This is a genomic window from Pararhodobacter aggregans (assembly GCF_003075525.1).
In the GTDB taxonomy this organism is placed as follows: Bacteria; Pseudomonadota; Alphaproteobacteria; order Rhodobacterales; family Rhodobacteraceae; genus Pararhodobacter; species Pararhodobacter aggregans.
On sequence record NZ_QDDR01000014.1, the window covers coordinates 17,805 to 34,375 of the forward strand.

Genomic DNA, 16,571 nt, shown 5'->3' on the forward strand with positions numbered 1-16,571 from the left:
TTCCTCATTTGCCCCCGAAATCATCCACAGGCGAGGGACAGTGCGGCAGCGCGGCGTCATGGACGCAAGTCTCTGATTCAAAGCCAGAAAACCGGATTTCCCGCCCGACCCTCTACCCCGTGTCACAAACCGTTCACACCCTGTGCACCGGACTTCTCCCGTGTGGAGAACCGGCCCCGGCGCCTTGACACGGACGGGGGTAACCGGCGATCACACCGCCAACGCCCGTCTTACCCCCGTTTCGCCCCCGGCCGCCGCACAGACTTATCCCCATGTCTATCCTCACCCTCGCGTCCGCATCGACGATCCGCGCCACGCTTTTGCGGGGCGCCGGACTGGAGATCGAGGTCCGTCCGGCCCGAATCGATGAGGAAAATCTGCGCGAGTCGCTGCTGGCCGAGGGGGCGAGTGCGCACGACCTTGCCGATGCGCTGGCCGAGCATAAGGCGTTGAAGATCGCCGCCCGCGATCCTGCCGCGCTGGTGCTGGGCTGTGACCAGATCCTTGAATGCGAGGGGCAGCTCTATGCCAAGCCCGCCTCGCCCGACGACGCCATCGCCCAGCTGACCCGCCTGCGCGGCAAGACCCACCGCCTGCACACCGCCGCCGTCCTCTATGCAGGGGGCGAGCCGGTCTGGCGCCATGTGGCGACCCCCCGGCTGACCATGCGTGACTTCTCCGATACCTACCGCGACGCCTATGTCGCCCGGCATTGGGACGAGATCCGCCATTGCGTCGGCTGCTATCAGATCGAGGGGCCGGGCATCCGGCTGTTCCAGCGGATCGAGGGCGATCTGTTCAGCGTTCAGGGCCTGCCGCTGCTGGAACTCCTCACCATCCTCACCCAGCGCAAGGAGATCGACGGATGAAGGCGCCCCTTCGCCTGGCCGGGGTCATCGGCGATCCCATCGCGCACAGCCGCTCGCCCCGCCTGCACGGCCATTGGCTGGCCCGCTACGGGATCGAGGGGCATTACATCCCGCTGCATGTCCGGCCCGAAGATCTGCGCGAGACGCTGCGCCTGCTGCCGAAGCTGGGGTTCGTCGGCCTCAACGTCACCATTCCGCACAAGCATGACGCGCTGGCGCTGGCCGACCGGGTGACGCCCCTTGCCGACCGGATCGGCGCGGCGAATACCCTCCTCTTTACCGAGAACGGGATCGAGGCCGACAACACCGACGCCTATGGTTTCACCCAGAACATCCTCGATGCGCAGCCCGGTTGGGTGCCGAAGACGGCGGCGCTGATCGGGGCGGGCGGGGCCTCGCGGGCGGTGATCGTGGCGCTGATGGACCAGGGCGCGACCGAGATCCGGCTGACCAACCGCACGCAGGCAAGGGCCGAAGAGCTGACCGGCGATTTCGGCGATATCCTGAGGGTGGTCGACTGGCAGGACCGCGCCGCCATGCTGGACGGTTGCGACACCCTTATCAACGGCACCGCCATGGGCATGACCGGCAACCCGCCGCTGGACCTGCCGCTGGACGCGCTGCCGCAGGGGGCCATCGTCACCGATCTGGTCTATGCGCCGCTGGAGACGCCCCTGCTGGCCGCCGCCCGCGCCCGGGGCAATCCCTGCATCGACGGGCTGGGCATGCTGCTGCATCAGGCCGCGCCCGGGTTCGAGCGCTGGTTCGGCACCCGGCCCGAGGTGGACGCGGATCTGCGCCGGGCGGTTCTGGGATGAGCCTGATCCTCGGCCTCACCGGCTCCATCGGCATGGGCAAATCCACCACCACCGACTTTTTCCGCGAGGCTGGCGTGCCGGTCTGGGATGCCGATGCCGCGGTGCATGCGCTCTACGCCCCGGGTGGCGCGGCCGTCGCGCCGATTGCCGCGCTGCATCCCGCGGCGGTCAGGGACGGGGCCATCGACCGTGCCGCCTTGCGCGACTGGATCGCCGCCGACGCCAGCGCGCTCAAGCGGATCGAGGGCGTGGTTCACCCCCTCGTCGGCCAGTCCCGGGCCGATTTCATCGCCGCGCATGCGGACAGGCCCCTGGTCGTGGTCGATGTGCCGCTGCTGTTCGAAACCGGCGGCGAGCGCTATGTCGACCGCACTCTCGTCGTCTCGGCCCCGGCCGAGGTTCAGCGCGCCCGGGTCCTCGCCCGCCCCGGCATGACTGAGGCGCATTTCCAGACCATCCTGTCCAAGCAGATGCCGGATGCCGAGAAACGCGCCCGCGCCGATCATGTCATCGAGACACTGACCCTCGACCAGACCCGCGCCGCGGTGCAAGGTCTGATTGCCGAGCTGACCGGAGGCAGAAACGATGCGTGAAATCGTCCTCGACACCGAAACCACGGGCTTTGAGCCCTCCGAGGGCCACCGTCTGGTCGAGATCGGCGGGGTCGAGCTGTTCAACCACATGCCGACCGGCCGGAACTATCACCAATACATCAACCCCGAGCGCGACATGCCCGAAGAGGCGTTCAACGTTCACGGCCTGTCCGAGGATTTCCTGCGGCCGCAGCCGAAATTCGCCGAGGTGGCGCGGGCTTTCGTCGAGTTCGTCGATGGCGCGACGCTGGTGATCCACAACGCCGCCTTCGACATGAAATTCCTGAATTTCGAGCTGGAGCGCGCGGGCCTTCCCCGGCTGAAGGTGCAGGTGGTCGATACGCTGGCCATCGCCCGGCGCAAATACCCCGGCTCTCCCGCCTCGCTCGATGCGCTTTGCCGCCGGTTCGGGATCGACAATTCGGCCCGGACCAAGCACGGCGCGCTCCTCGACTCCGAGATCCTGGCCGAGGTCTATCTGGAGCTGATGGGCGGCCGCCAGCCCGATTTCGGCCTGGCCAGCAGCGGCGGCGGACGCAATGCGGGGCCGGTGGACACCGCCTGGCGGGCCCGGCCGCGGCCGACCCCCCTGCCCTCGCGCCTGACCGAGGCCGAGGCCGCCGCCCATGCCGCTTTCGTGGCCGGGATGGGCGAGGCGGCGATCTGGAAACGGTATGACTCCTGACGCGCTGGTCATCGGCGCCGGTCCCGCCGGGCTGATGGCCGCCGACCGTTTGCTGTCTGCCGGATGCTCCGTGCTGCTGGCCGAGGCCAAGCCCTCACCCGCGCGAAAGCTGCTGATGGCGGGCAAGTCGGGCCTCAACATCACCAGGGACGAGGGGTTCGCAACCTTCCTCGCCGCCTATGCCGAGGCCGCCGACTGGCTGCGCCCGATGCTCGCGGCCTTCGGTCCCGCCGAGGTGCAGGATTGGATGCGTGGCTACGGGCAGGAGGTCTTCACCGGCTCCACCGGTCGGGTCTTTCCCAAGGCGATGAAGGCCTCGCCCCTGCTGCGCGCCTGGCTGATGGATCTGGGCGCCCGGGGCCTCGACCTCAGGACCCGCTGGCGCTGGACCGGCGCCGGGTTCGACACGCCCGAGGGGCCGGTTGTGGTGACGCCCAAGGCGACCGTCCTGGCGCTGGGCGGTGCCAGCTGGGCGCGGCTGGGCTCGGACGGGGCTTGGGCGCCTTTGTTGGCCGCGCAGGGGGTGGCGCTGGCCCCGTTCCAGCCGGCGAACATGGGGTTCCGGGTCGACTGGTCCCCGCATATGGCCAAACACTTCGGCCAGCCCCTGAAGAACATCGCCCTGATCGCCGGCGCGCAGCGGGTCCGGGGCGAGGCGGTGATCTCGGCCCGGGGCTTGGAGGGCGGCGGGATCTATGCCGTCAGCCGTGCCCTGCGCGAAGGGGCGGCGCTGCGCATCGACCTCTTCCCCGACCTCGAGGCGGGCGCGCTGGCAGAGCGGTTGGCGAAACGGCCGAAGGGCGAGACGTCGGCCAATACCCTGCGAAAGCTGGGCCTGACCGATGCCCGCCTCGCGCTGGTGCAGGAATTCGTCCGACCGCTTCCCCCCGACCCCGCCGCGCTGCTGAAAGCCCTGCCGGTGCCGCTGCAGGGCTCCCGCCCGATGGACGAGGCGATCTCGACCGCGGGCGGCATTCCCCGGGCGGAACTGACCGAAGACCTGATGCTGAAACGCCTGCCCGGCTGGTTCGCGGCCGGTGAGATGCTGGATTGGGAGGCGCCGACCGGGGGCTATCTGCTGACCGCCTGTCTGGCGACCGGACGCTGGGCCGGGGATGCCGCGGCGCGGTTCATCCAATCCCGGTGAGGATGAAGCCCGCGCCGATGGCAAACCGCCCCTCCAGCGCCTGCCCGGCGCGGAACGGGCCGACATCGCGCTGCCAGACGGCGCGGAACACGCCCTCGCCCAGTTCCACGGCGAAGGTCTCGAAGCCGAAAAGCTGTTTCGTGACAGGATATTGCGCCTTGTAGGCGCATTCCTTGGCGCTGAAGATCAGCCGCGCTGTCCGTCCATCGGCGCCGCGTTCGCCGGGCAACAGCACCGTTTCCCGCACCTCCTCCGGCAGGTCCTGATCCAGCTCCAGATCAATCCCGACCAGCCCCGGGCCGGTCACCGCCAAAGCCCAGCCGCCCGCATGGGTGATCGACCCCCGGACCCCCGGCGGCCAGACTGGCGCCCGGTCCGGCCCCATCGGCAGCGCCACGTCCCGGCCCAAGGCCGTCCGCGCCGCCGCCCGTCCGGCCGAGAACTCGGCCCGCCGCGCCGGGACCGCGCCAGAAAGCGCGGCCTCTTCCTCTGGTTTCAGCGAAACACCGTCGACCGGCGCGATCCCAACCGGCAGCCCCGGAAACACCGACGCCGCCAGCCCGAGAAGCTGGCGGCGCAGGAAGGGATCGCCGGGCGCGCTCACCCCAGCTTGCTCAGCCGTTCCGCCCGCATCGCCCGGCGCTTGGACATCGCGTCCAGCCGCCCGCGCGCAGCCTCGGCCTCGACCGCGGGTTCGGCCACCGGGGCGGCCCCCGAGGTGGCCCCCGAGGCGGCGGTCACCGGCTTCAGCTTGCCGTCGATATGGCCCGCCAGCGCCGAGAGGACCGGGAAGCGGAACACATCGGTGATCGAGAGACCCGGCAGGGCAAGCCCCTCGCGGATCTCGCGATGCGCCTGCACGGCCAGAAGCGAATGGCCGCCCAGCTGGAAGAAATTGTCCGAAGGCTTGACCTCGGCCACGCCCAGCACCTTCTGCCAGATCGCCGCGATCCGCGCCTGCGTATCCCCCGCATTGGCCGCCACCGGCGCTGCGACGGGTGCCGCGCGGACCACAGCCTGCGGGGCGGGCAGCGCCTTGCGGTCGATCTTCTTGTTCGGCGTCAGCGGGAAGCTCTCCAGCCGGACCACGGCCGAGGGCACCATATGCGCGGGCAGCACCGAGGCCAGCTGCGCCTTCAGCCCGGCGGTATCGGCATGGCCCAGCACATAGGCCACCAGCCGCACGTCGCCCGGCTGATCCTCGCGCGCCATGACCACCGATTGCGTGACCCCGGGCAGCGCATCCAGCTGCGTCTCGATCTCGCCCAGTTCGATCCGGTAGCCGCGGATCTTCACCTGATGGTCGGCCCGGCCGAGGAAATCGACCCCGCCATCAGCGCGCAGCCGCACCAGATCCCCGGTGCGATAGAGCCGCTCGCCGCCGATCTCCACGAACCGCTCAGCGGTTAGCGCCTCGCGCCGCCAGTAACCGCGCGTGACGCCAGAGCCGCCGATCCACAGCTCGCCCTCCTGCCCCAGCGGCACCGGGCGCTGGTCGTCGTCCAGCACATGCAGCGTGGTGTTGGCGATGGGCGTGCCGATGCCGACCACCCCCTCGCCGCCTTTCGACAGCGCGGTCGTGGACCAGATCGTCGTCTCGGTCGGGCCGTACATGTTCTGCACCGGCCCGCCGATGATCCCGGCCAGATCGGCGGCCAGCGCGCCCGGCAGCGCCTCGCCCCCGACCATCAGCTGTTTCACCTGCGACAGGGCCGCGCGGGCCTCATCATTGCCGGTCAGCATGCGCGCCATCGACGGGGTGCATTGCAGATGCGTCACGCCATGGCGCTGGATCTGCGCCGCCAGCGAGAAATCGTCCGCCGCCAGCTGCGCCGGCGCGTTCGAGCGTTTCAGCACCTCGGCCAGCGGCCAGAGCCCTTCCAGCACCTGCGAGGTGGGGATGCCGTAATCGATCAGGCAACCGATCTCGCCCACGCCGATCCGCTTCAACTGCTCGACGCGGCGCAGGCAATCCTCGACCGTGCCGAACAGGCCCGAATCCTCGAAATAGCGGTTGAACGCATAATCCAGGATCCCGTCCACCTCGTCCTGGCTGAGCGTGCCGAGGTCGATCTCCATCGGGTTGGTGGTGCCCTTCGGTTTCTTGAAGGCCGGGAAGGCCCAGGCGTATTGCTTGAGCAGCGCCGCCGCCGACATCAGGTAGCTTTTCATCGGCCCGCGCGCGGTTTCGCGGGCCAGATCACGGGTGCGCGCCACATAGGTGTGCAGCATCATCGTGACGATATGGTCCTTCGGATCGCGGCCGACCTCGCGCAGGGCCTCGTGATAGATGGCGATCTTTTCCGCCACCTCGTCGATGGACTGGCCCAGCAGGTGGGTCAGCACGTTGGCGCCGATCCGCCCCGCCTCGCGCCAGGTTTCGGGGTTGCCGGCGGTGGTCAGCCAGATCGGCAATTCCTTGGACACCGGGCGCGGCAGCGATTGCAGGCTGCGGGTCTCGCCGTTGTGGTCGAAGTCCACCGCCTCGCCTCGCCAGAGCGCGCGCACCTTCTCGATCGTGTCGAGCATCGCCGCCTTGTTGTTCGGCACCGAGTTTTCCGGTCTCAGCACAAAGTCGACCGGATGCCAGCCCGAGGCCATGCCGATCCCGGCCCGCCCGTTGGTCAGATTGTCGATGACCGCCCATTCCTCGGCGATCCTCAGCGGATGGTGCAGGGGCGCCACGCAGGAGCCGCCGCGCACGCCGATATTCTTCGTGACCGCCGCCACGGCCGCGCCGGTGACAGAGGGGTTCGGATAGGGGCCGCCGAAGGCGTGGAAATGGCGTTCCGGGGTCCAGACGGCGCTGAACCCGTGGGTATCGGCGAATTTGGCGCCTTCGAGCAGCAATTCGTATTTCTGGGGCCCCGGGCCGTCGTCATTGCCCCAGTAGAACAGGCTGAAATCCATCTTCTGGTCGAGGATCGGCAGCGAGCCGCCCGAGACCATCATCCGGTCCTCGTCCGAGGTCAGCACCAGCTTGAACCCGCGGGACAGCGTCCAGAAGAGCTCCAGCACCGAGATGTCGAAGGACAGCGAGGTCACGGCCAGCCAGACCCCCGGCGGGTCATGGCGGATGCGGTCATCCATCCCGGCGAAGAAATTGGCGACGTTGCGGTGTTCGACCATCACCCCCTTGGGCAGGCCGGTCGAGCCCGAGGTATAGATCAGATAGGCGAGGTTTTCGGGCGCGGCGCCGGTTTCCGGGTTGGTTTCCGGGGCCGAGGCAAGGCGGGTGTCGGTGTCCAGTACCAGCAGCTCCGCCGCATGCGCGGGCAGCGCGTCGATCAGCCCCGATTGCGTGACGATCACCGGCGCGCCGCTGTCGGTCAGGAAATGCTGCAAGCGGTCGGCGGGATAGGACGGGTCCATCGGCACATAGGCGCCGCCCGCCTTGAGGATGCCCAGCGCGCCGATCAGCAGATCGGGCGAGCGGCGGGTACAGAGGGCGACCGGCGTATCCGGCGCGATGCCGAGGCCCTGCAGCACATGCGCCACCTTGTTGGCGCGGGCGTTGAGCTGGGCATAGGTCAGGCTCACCCCTTCAAAGACCAGCGCCACGGCATCCGGCGTGCGGGCGACCTGCGCCTCGAACAGGCGGCTGATGGTCTGGTTGTCGAAATTGCGGGCGGTAGCGTTCAGGCGGTCCATGACCGCGCGCTCCGGGGCGCCGATCCGGTCGAGGTCGGCGAGCGGCGCATCGCCCGCCCCCGCCAGATGCGCGATCCGCGCGGCGAACAGGTCCAGCGTCGCCTCGTCCAGTTTCGACAGATCGGCCGACAGGCTCAGCCCCTCGGGTCCGGCCACCAGACACAGCGCCGTGCCCTCGATCCGCTGGCCGGTCTCCGACAGGCCCAGCGCAGGCAGGGCCAGCGGCATCAGGGCCGGGTCACGGCCGATCAGGTCGCGCGCATAGGCCGGGTGTTGCGCCGCCCTCGCCATCAAATCCGAAATCGAGGCCTCTATGGCGCCAAGGCTTTCGCCTTTGGGCGCCATCGGCAGCCAGCCCGCGATATAGGCGGGCGCCGCGGCCTGGGCCGCCGCCGTCGCCTGACCGCGATAGGCCCAGCCGCCCGGGGCATAGGCAGCGATGATCGCCGCCGCGCGGGCCGCCGAAACGCCGGTCAGCGCGCGGGTGGTGATGCCCTGCCCCTGTGCCCGGGCCGACACTTCCGCCGGGGCGAAGCCCTGCAGCGCCTTGCGCCAGCCCGCCTCGCCCGGGGCCAGTGGTGCCATCGCCTCGGTCAGCGCGGGGTCGGGCAGGGGCAGAACCTCACCCACCGCAACCACATCGCTTTCGGGCAGTCCGCCCAGACAGGTGATCCCGCCCAGTCGCACCGCGCCACTGCCGCAGGCGATGACCGGCTCGTCACCGGCCTCCAGCACCTTGCCCGGGGCACCCTGACCCTCCATCACCTCGGCCGAGGTCACGGCGAAGATGCCCTTTGCCGTCTCGATCTTCGGCAGCGCCAACGGGTTCCAATAGCCGCCGTGATCCAGCGCGCGGACCAGCTGCGCCAGCTCCTCGGCCGGACGGGCGAAATCGAGCCGCGCCGCCGTCGCCGGCCGGTCGTCGCGCTTGCAAAGCGTGCGCTGGCTCAGATCCTGTGCGCGACGGCCGGGGATCCCGGCCTCCAGCGCGCCGACCACGAAGGGGAAACTCTCGATGGCGGCGGCATAGCAGCGCGCGTTCAGCGAAAAAGCCGTGTCGTCCGGGGCGATGTCGAACAGCGCCTGCTCGACGATATCGCCCTCGTCCACCCCGCCCTCGATCAGATGCCAGGTGATCCCGTGCCGTGCCTCGCCCTGCATCAGCGCCCAGACCGGCGCGTTGAGCCCGGCGTAGCGCGGCAGCGGGCCGTCGTGGAAATTGACCGCGCCCTTGGCGGCACGCGACAGCAGCGCTTCGGGCAGGACAGAGAGGTTGGCGATGGACAACAGCCAGTCGAAATCCGCCGTGATCCTGTCCTCGATCCCCTTGCCGGGCGCCACCACCGGGATGCCCGCGCCGGTGGCCCAGGCGATGACCTCGGAATTGCGGCTGGCGACGGTGACGATCCGGTGTCCGCGGCCGGTCAGCACCTTGGCGCATTGCACCAGAAGGGATTCGTTGCCCACCAGGACACATGAAAACGGCGTCATCTCAACTCTCCTGCACAAGCCTTTTCGCGGGGCGCGATCCGAAGCTGTGTTTCAGAAGATCGCGGAGAAAATATGGCGGATTAACCTTTGGTTTCCTTTGAACCAGGACCCGGGCCCCATAGATGCCCAGCCCCGCCACATGCGCCAGCGTCGCCGCCATGGCGTAAAGCGCCCCGTGGTTCTTTTCGAAATAGTACCGGCGCGAGCGGAACCAATAGTCCGGCACCCGCCGCCATTCCTTCATGCCGGTCGAGACCGAGCCCAGATGCATGACCCGGCTTTCGACCACATAGACCGTGGGCCAACTGGCCATGGCAGCGCGGCGGCAGAGGTCGGTTTCCTCGAAATAGAGGAAGAACGTCTCGTCGAAGAGGCCGATTTGGTCCAGCACGGCCTGCCGCATCAGGACCGAAGCCCCCGCCAGCCAATCCACCCGCGTTGTCTGTGTCGGCAGCGGCGGCGCGACAATCGCGTTCTTCAACAGCTTCGACACCGGCCCGGTCTTCGCCGCCCCCTCGAATTCGCTGGCGATGGAGGGGAAGCGGAACGCCGTGGTATGCGGTTCGCCATCCTCGCCATGGATGTGGCTGCCGGCGAAGCCGACCTCGGGATGGGTGTCGAGGTAATCGACCAGCGCCCGGATCGCATCGGGCGCGGGGAAGGCGTCCGAGTTCAGGATATAGACGTAATCGGGGCTCGTGCCGTCCGGCAACCCTGCCCGGATGCCGACATTGTTGCCCGCGCCGTAGCCGCCGTTGCGCCCCGACTGGATCACCCGCACCCGGGGCCAGTCTTTCGCGGCCTCGGTCATCGCCTCGAAACTGCCGTCCTGACTGTCGTTGTCGACGATGGTGATGGCGCCGGGAATACCCTCCATCGCCACCAGCGCGGCTTCGGTGGCTTTCAGCGTCATCTCCGCCGTTCGCCAATTCAGGATCACGCAAAGCACGCTGTTCATGCCTCGGCCTCCGCGATCAGGGCTTTCAGTTTCGCCGCCATCACCCGCACATTCGGCTCCAGCACCATGCTGTCATGGTCGCCCGGCACCTCGTGGACCGAGAGCTTCGGCATGAACCGCGACCAGTCGTTGTCGTCAAAGACGTATTCCTTGGCCCGGCTGACCCAGCGCCCGCCCGTCACCTTCCAGTGACGGTCCAAGGGCGGCCGGAACAGCGCAACCGGCGCATCATAGCGGTCGAGCGCGACGAAGGGCAAAGCCTCGCGGAAGGCGGTTTCGATGGCGCGGTTGTGGAAGCCACTGTCGGCCTCGCCCGCGGCCTCGTCGGCCATGCGCGCCTGTTCCTCCTGCCAGCGTTTCCGGTCAGCCAGCCATTCGCCCAGATAGGCGGGGCCCTTGCGGCGGAATTCGGCCAGCTTGATCGCCGCCTTGTCAGCACGGCTCAGCCACGGCCGTTCCGGCAGCGGCGTGTCGAGCAGCGTCAGCAGCCGGACCTCCTCGCCCGCCGCCCTGAGCTGCTTGGCCATCTCCAGCGCCGTCAGCCCCCCGCCCGAGAAGCCGCCCAGCAGATAGGGGCCATGCGGCTGCACCTGCCGCACCTCGGCCAGGTAATCGCGCGCCGCCTCGTCCAGCCGCCGGTGCGGTTCGGCCCCGCCCAGCAAGCCCCGGGCCTGCAAGCCATAGAAGGGCCGGTCCTTGCCCAGCAGCTGCGCCAGATGCCGCAGGTTCAGCACGTTGCCGAACATGCCGGCGACCAGGAAGAACGGCGTCTTCTCCCCGCCCTCGCCCTCGTGCATCGGCACCAGGAATTCGTAGCGCTTGACGGGCGCCGCGACGGCCGGGGCCTCGCCGGTGTCGCTGATCCCGGCGATGTCGGCGACGCGGGCGGCGATCTTTTCCACCGTCGGGGCCTCGAACAGGACGGAGATGGGGAAATCCACGCTCCATGTCTTCTTGACCCGCGCAAACAGCCGCACCGCGATCAGCGAATGCCCGCCCAGATCGAAGAAGCTGTCCTCGACGCCGACGCCCTCGACCCCAAGCAATTCTTCCCACATGGCGACCAGCATCCGCTCCACGTCATTGCGCGGCGCGACATAGGCGCTGTCGAGGTTGGGACGCTCGAATTTCTGCCCGTCGCCGGTCTCGGCCTCCAAGGGCTGCGCGGCCTCGGCGATCAATTCCGGCAGTGTTAGAGACGAAATCACCACCTGCGATCGCCCGGTCCCCAGCGCCCGCAGGAAGGCCTCGCTCCCCTCCATGGGCGTGATGCCCTGCGCCAGATTGCGGGCCAGACGCGCCTCGCCGGGGCTGAGCGCGCGGTCGGCACCGGCGTCGGTGAACTCGACCTCCGAGGGCAACAGCGGCGCGGGCGCGCCAAAGCCGCCTTCCAGCCGCTTGATGGTAAAGCGCCGGATCTCGGCGCAGACGCGGCCCTCGGGCGTCGCCAGCGTCACGTCGAAACTGGCGAAACCGGGTTCGGCGGGGGCGATGCGGATATGGCTGACGATCTGCGCGGGCAGGGCGGAATAGACCCTGACATTGCCATAACTGACCGGCACCCAGAGCGCGCGGCCCTGATAGCCGGGGATCAGCTCCATCGCCCAGCCGGTCGCCAGATCCATCAGCGCCGGGTGCAGGACATAGCCCTGATCCAGATCGCCGCGGAAGGCTTCGGGCAGGGACAGCCGGGCGATCCCCTCGCCCGCGCCATAGGCCACGCGGTTCAGCACCCGCCAGCGGGGGCCGAAGTTGAGGTGATGCTCCTGCCCGGTGGCGATGCCGCCCGCGTCCTCGCGAATGCCGGTCAGGCAGCGCGCCTCGGTTCCGGCCACATCCAGCCCAGCGGCGGGGGCAATCGCCCCCATGTTGACCCTGGCCGAGGCGTTCAGCACGAACCCCTGCCGCCCGCGCAGGCTGACCTCGGAGCGCAGCGCGAAATCGTAGCCCGCGTCCGAGCGGGTCAGCACCACCTCCACCGCCTTCGGCTGGTCCACCTCCAGCGCGCGGAAGAAGGTCAGGTCGGCGATCTCGAAAGGCTCGACCTCGCCCTGGCCGTGCAGCGATTGCACGGCGATTTCCAGGATGCCGGTGCCGGGGACCAGCGCCTTGCCGTCCTTGGTCCGGTGTTCGTCCAAGAGCCACATGTCGGTGGAATAGGTCGCTGTGAAGCGCCGGTTCATCGAGGCGTCGAAACCCACCCGGTCCAGCAAAGGGACCGTTGCGGGTGCGTCGGGCAAAGCGGGGGCCTTGCCGCTGCGGGCGGCCATCGCCTCGGCCGCCATGCCGACCTCGGCCCAGATGCCCCAGTCGATGGCGGTGACTTTCGTCTTGCCGCTGCGGGCCTTGGCCCAGGCGTTCAGGTATTCGTTCGCCGCGACGTAATCGACCTGCCCGGCGGGCGCGGTGAGCGTCGAGGTCGAGGAGAAGACGACGATCCGCTCCACCGCGCCGTCGGGCAACAGCGCGTCGAGGACCCGCGTGCCGTGGACCTTGGGCGCGAAAACCGATTCCACGCTGCCGACGGTCTTGGCGGCGAGCGGCGCGTCGTCGATGGCGCCGGCCGCGTGGATCACGCCGTGGACCGCGCCGAAGCGGGCTTTCGCGGCATCGAACGCGCGGCGCATGTCGTCGATGTTGCAGACGTCGGCGGCGGCCACCATCACCTCGGCGCCGAGCGATTCCAGTCTCTCGACCTGCAGAATCCGGCGCAAGGCGGGCCCGCCCTGGGCCTTCACCGCCTCCCATTCCGCGCGGGGCGGCAGGGCGGTGCGGGCCAGCAGTACGATCTTCGCCTTGGAGCGCTGGATCAGCGCCTCGCCCACCGTCTGGCCGATCCCGCCGAAGCCGCCGGTGATGACCCAGACCCCGCCTTGCGGCAGGTCGGGCAGCGCGTCCAGCCCCTGCGGGCGCAGGCGTTGTTCATAGCGTTTTCCGTCCCGCAGCGCGGCGACCGCGGTCGAGGGCGCGGCCAGCAGTTCCTCCAGCAGAGCCGCGGTCTGATCCGGGCCGCGCTTGCGGGTCCGGGGCTCGATATCCAGCGTTGAAACCGTGATCCCCGGCATTTCATGCGGCATGACCCGGGCGGGCCCGGCGATCAGCGCCTTTTCCGGCCAGCGCAAAGCCTCATCGCGGACCTGTGCCGCGCCGGCTGTGATCACAAAGCTATGGATCGGGCCGGCCAGTCCCTCGGCGGCGATGGCCTGGCCGAGGAACAGCAGCGAATAGAAGCCCTGCTCGACATGCGCCTGAAACGCGCTGGAACCGGGGCGGAAATGCTCCTCGCCGCTCGCCAGCCAGAAATGGGCGATGCGGGTCGGGATCGTGCCACGATGCACCAGATCTTGCATCAGCTGGTCATAGCCCTCGCGCCCGCGTTCGGGCGGCAGGGTATAGGCGCTGTCGCCCCGGCGGCGGAAGGTGTCGCCGGCCTGAACCTCGATCACCTTCTGCCCCCCGGCGCGCAACCGGGCGAGGATCGGCGCGGCGATGCCGTCCTGATCGGCGAAGATGAGCCAGGTCTCGGCCATCGAGGCGAGCGCGGCATCCATATCCGCCTCGACCTCGGCCGAGCGGGCGACCCAGGCGAGCCTTGTGCCCATCTGCGTCACGTCCTCGATCCGGGCGGGCAGCGCGACGGCGGTTTCGGCCACGGGCTTGGCGGGGGCGATGAAGTATTCGCGGCGTTCGAACGGGTAGGTCGGCAGCGGCAGCTTCACCCGCCGCGCCTCGCCCCAGATCTGGCTCCAGTCGAAGGACCCGCCCAGCGCCCAGATCCGGCCCAGCAGGCCCATGTGATAGAGGTCGTCGGCGATGGCTTCCTCAGGATGGCGCAGGACGGCCAGAACCTGCTGGCCGGGGACCGCGCCATGCATCCGGGTCAGCGAGGACAGCGCCTTGCCCGGCCCCACCTCGATCCAGATGCGATTGGGATTTTCGGCAAGGTTAGAGACACATTCGGCAAAGAGAACCGTGTTCCGCAGGTGCTGCGTCCAATAGTCCGGGCTGGTCGCCTGTTCGGCGGTCAGCGGCTGGCCGGTGCGGTTCGAGATGATCGGCAGGCGCGGCGCCTGCAGCGGGATGGAGGCGAGGAAGGCGCGGAACTGGCCGAGGATCGGCTCCAGCATCCGGGAATGCGCGGCGATGTCGATGGCGATGCGCTGGGTGTCGATGCCGTCAGCCGAGAGGCGCGCGGCCAGATCGACCAGCGCCGCATCGGGGCCGGAGACGACGGTCAGTTCCGGCGCGTTGACGGAGGCAATGTCCAGATCGCCCAGATAGGGGGTCAGTGCCGCGACCGACAGCGGCACCGAGAGCATCCCGCCCGCGGGCACCGTGTCGAAGAGCGAGCCGCGCAGATGCACCAGCGCGATGCAATCCTCAAACGACAGCACCCCGGCAAGACAGGCGGCGGTATTCTCGCCCATCGAATGACCGACCAGCGCAGCCGGTTGCACGCCCCAGGCCATCAGCATCTGCGCCAGCGCGTATTCGGTGATCATGATGAGCGGCAGCTGGACGGAGGGTTTTTTCAGTGCCTCGTCGGCCGCGGCCTCGGCCCCCTTTTCGGGCAGCCACAGGGCGCGGATGTCGTAGGAAAGGCGCGGTTGCAGGATCTCCAGCCCCCGGTCCATCCATTCGGCGAAGACCGGCTCGGTCTCGTAGAGGTCGCGCGCCATGCCGGCGTATTGCGCGCCGCCGCCGGGGAAGAGGAACACCACATCGGGGTTGTCCAGCGCGGTATGGGTGAAGACCCGGCGCGGGTTGTCGGATTCGAGCAGGTCGGCGGCTTCCTCGGCCGTTTCCGCGACGACCACGCGGCGCTTGTCAAAGGCGCGGCGGCCCTTGTGCAGCGTCCAGGCGGTATCGGCGAGGTCGATGCCGGGATTGGCGCGCAGATGCGCGGCGAGCCCCTTGGCCTGCGCGTCGAGTGTGGATTTCGACCGGGCGGAGAGGGTGAACAGCTGGAACGGCCAGTCCGATTCCTCGGACGGCGCGCGGGCGGGCGCTTCCTCCAGGATCGCATGGGCATTGGTGCCGCCGACGCCCAGCGAGTTGATGCCGGCGCGGCGGGGATGGCCGCGCTGCTCCCAGGGGGTCAGCGCGGCGTTGACGGCGAAGGGGGAGGTGGCGAAGTCGATGGTCGGGTTCGGCGCCTCATAGCCCAGGGACGGCGGGATTTCCCGGTGATGCAGCGAGAGCGCGACCTTGATGAGGCTGGCCACCCCGGCGGCGGTGTCCAGATGCCCGATGTTGGTCTTGACTGAGCCGATCTTGCAGAATTGCACGGCGTCGGTCTGGTCGCGGAAAGCCTGGGTCATGGCGGCGACCTCGATGGGGTCGCCCAGATAGGTGCCAGTGCCGTGGCATTCGATGTAATCGACCGTCTCGGCGGGCACATCGGCCACCGCCTGCGCCTCGGCCACGCAGCGCGCCTGCCCCTCGACAGAGGGCGCGAGATACCCCGCCTTCTGCGCCCCGTCGTTGTTGATGGCGGAGCCCTTCAGCACGGCCCAGATATGGTCGCCATCCCGCACGGCATCGGCCAGCCGCTTCAGCACCACGCAACCGGCGCCCGAGCCGAAGACGGTGCCCTGCGCCCGGTGGTCGAAGGCGTGGCATTCGCCATCGGGGCTGAGGATCTCGTTTTCCTTGTAGAGATAGCCGTGCATCTGCGGCAGTTCGATGGTCACGCCACCGGCCAGCGCCAAGTCGCATTCGCCCGACAGCAGCGCCTGCGCCGCGTAATGCAGCGCGACCAGCGAGGTGGAGCAGGCGGTCTGCACGTTCACCGAGGGGCCGCGCAGGTCGAAGATGTGGCTGACGCGGGTGGACAGGAAATCCTTGTCGTTGCCGGTGTGGCGCAAAAGGAAGGCGCCGACATCGCGCACCAGATCGCGGTTCGAGTTGATGTTGACCCAGTAATAGGTCCCCTGCCCGCAGCCGGCGTAGACGCCGATATTGCCCTCGAAAGCCTCGGGCACGGTGCCGGAATCCTCCAAAGCCTCCCACGCGACCTCAAGGAACTGGCGGTGCTGGGGGTCGAGGATCGCGGCCTCTTTCGGCGAGAAGCCGAAGAACTCCGCGTCGAATTCGGCGAAGCCGTTCAGCGGCGCGGCGAAGGGGACGTAGTTCGGCAGGCGCATGACGGAGGAGTCTTCGCCCGCGGCCAGAAGCTCGTCCTCCGACAGACGGCGGATCGCCCGCAGCCCGCCGCGCAGCATCGTCCAATACTCGCGGACCGATCCTGCCCCCGGCAGATGCGCGGCCATGCCGGTGATGGCGATATCGGTATCGGAGATTTCAACGGACATGACAGGCCTGCGCAGGGTTATTTACCACGAAACACTGGTGTTTCT

General features: G+C 68.9%; 9 protein-coding genes. 5 read left to right on the forward strand and 4 right to left on the reverse strand.

Annotated elements, in window-relative coordinates; all coding sequences use genetic code 11:
• The first annotated feature begins 272 nt into the window (after window positions 1-272).
• From DDE23_RS20835 to DDE23_RS20855, 5 genes are read left to right on the forward strand one after another with little or no spacing between them, the layout of a single operon-like run.
• A complete protein-coding gene (locus DDE23_RS20835; protein ID WP_107754336.1) occupies window positions 273-869 on the forward strand; it encodes a Maf family protein in 597 nt (198 codons plus the stop codon).
• Window positions 866-1,687, forward strand: coding sequence for a shikimate dehydrogenase (locus DDE23_RS20840; RefSeq protein WP_107754338.1), 822 nt, complete (start codon window positions 866-868; stop codon window positions 1,685-1,687). Before DDE23_RS20835 ends, DDE23_RS20840 begins: the two co-directional genes overlap by 4 nt.
• Window positions 1,684-2,280 carry a dephospho-CoA kinase gene (coaE, locus tag DDE23_RS20845; protein ID WP_107754340.1) on the forward strand — a complete coding sequence of 199 codons (597 nt, stop codon included), beginning with the start codon at window positions 1,684-1,686 and terminating at the stop codon, window positions 2,278-2,280. Before DDE23_RS20840 ends, coaE begins: the two co-directional genes overlap by 4 nt.
• Window positions 2,273-2,965, forward strand: coding sequence for a DNA polymerase III subunit epsilon (dnaQ, locus tag DDE23_RS20850; protein WP_107754342.1), 693 nt, complete (start codon window positions 2,273-2,275; stop codon window positions 2,963-2,965). Before coaE ends, dnaQ begins: the two co-directional genes overlap by 8 nt.
• Entirely contained in the window at window positions 2,955-4,112 is a 1,158-nt protein-coding gene (locus DDE23_RS20855; RefSeq protein ID WP_107754344.1) for a TIGR03862 family flavoprotein, read from the forward strand. The genes dnaQ and DDE23_RS20855 overlap by 11 nt, the downstream gene beginning before the upstream one ends.
• On the opposite strand, the gene DDE23_RS20860 is transcribed toward DDE23_RS20855, so the two are convergent.
• From DDE23_RS20860 to DDE23_RS20875, 4 genes are read right to left on the reverse strand one after another with little or no spacing between them, the layout of a single operon-like run.
• Window positions 4,096-4,716, reverse strand: a complete 621-nt coding sequence (locus DDE23_RS20860) for a 4'-phosphopantetheinyl transferase family protein (protein WP_107754346.1) — start codon at window positions 4,714-4,716, stop codon at window positions 4,096-4,098. The genes DDE23_RS20855 and DDE23_RS20860 overlap by 17 nt on opposite strands.
• A complete protein-coding gene (locus tag DDE23_RS20865; protein ID WP_107754348.1) occupies window positions 4,713-9,254 on the reverse strand; it encodes a MupA/Atu3671 family FMN-dependent luciferase-like monooxygenase in 4,542 nt (1,513 codons plus the stop codon). Before DDE23_RS20865 ends, DDE23_RS20860 begins: the two co-directional genes overlap by 4 nt.
• A gap of 1 nt (window position 9,255) precedes the next feature.
• The gene (locus tag DDE23_RS20870) at window positions 9,256-10,212 is read right to left on the reverse strand and encodes a glycosyltransferase family 2 protein (RefSeq protein ID WP_107754349.1); all 957 of its coding nucleotides are present in this window, start codon (window positions 10,210-10,212) and stop codon (window positions 9,256-9,258) included.
• Window positions 10,209-16,526, reverse strand: a complete 6,318-nt coding sequence (locus tag DDE23_RS20875; RefSeq protein ID WP_107754351.1) for a type I polyketide synthase — start codon at window positions 16,524-16,526, stop codon at window positions 10,209-10,211. The genes DDE23_RS20870 and DDE23_RS20875 overlap by 4 nt, the downstream gene beginning before the upstream one ends.
• Window positions 16,527-16,571: the final 45 nt, after the last annotated feature.

Excerpts from the sequence above, each read along its gene's own strand:
- DDE23_RS20875 (WP_107754351.1), bottom strand. The coding sequence starts at position 16,526 with ATGTCCGTTGAAATCTCCGATACCGATATCGCCATCACCGGCATGGCC.
- dnaQ (WP_107754342.1), top strand. The coding sequence starts at position 2,273 with ATGCGTGAAATCGTCCTCGACACCGAAACCACGGGCTTTGAGCCCTCC.
- DDE23_RS20865 (WP_107754348.1), bottom strand. The coding sequence starts at position 9,254 with ATGACGCCGTTTTCATGTGTCCTGGTGGGCAACGAATCCCTTCTGGTG.
- DDE23_RS20870 (WP_107754349.1), bottom strand. The coding sequence starts at position 10,212 with ATGAACAGCGTGCTTTGCGTGATCCTGAATTGGCGAACGGCGGAGATG.
- DDE23_RS20840 (WP_107754338.1), top strand. The coding sequence starts at position 866 with ATGAAGGCGCCCCTTCGCCTGGCCGGGGTCATCGGCGATCCCATCGCG.
- coaE (WP_107754340.1), top strand. The coding sequence starts at position 1,684 with ATGAGCCTGATCCTCGGCCTCACCGGCTCCATCGGCATGGGCAAATCC.
- DDE23_RS20855 (WP_107754344.1), top strand. The coding sequence starts at position 2,955 with ATGACTCCTGACGCGCTGGTCATCGGCGCCGGTCCCGCCGGGCTGATG.
- DDE23_RS20835 (WP_107754336.1), top strand. The coding sequence starts at position 273 with ATGTCTATCCTCACCCTCGCGTCCGCATCGACGATCCGCGCCACGCTT.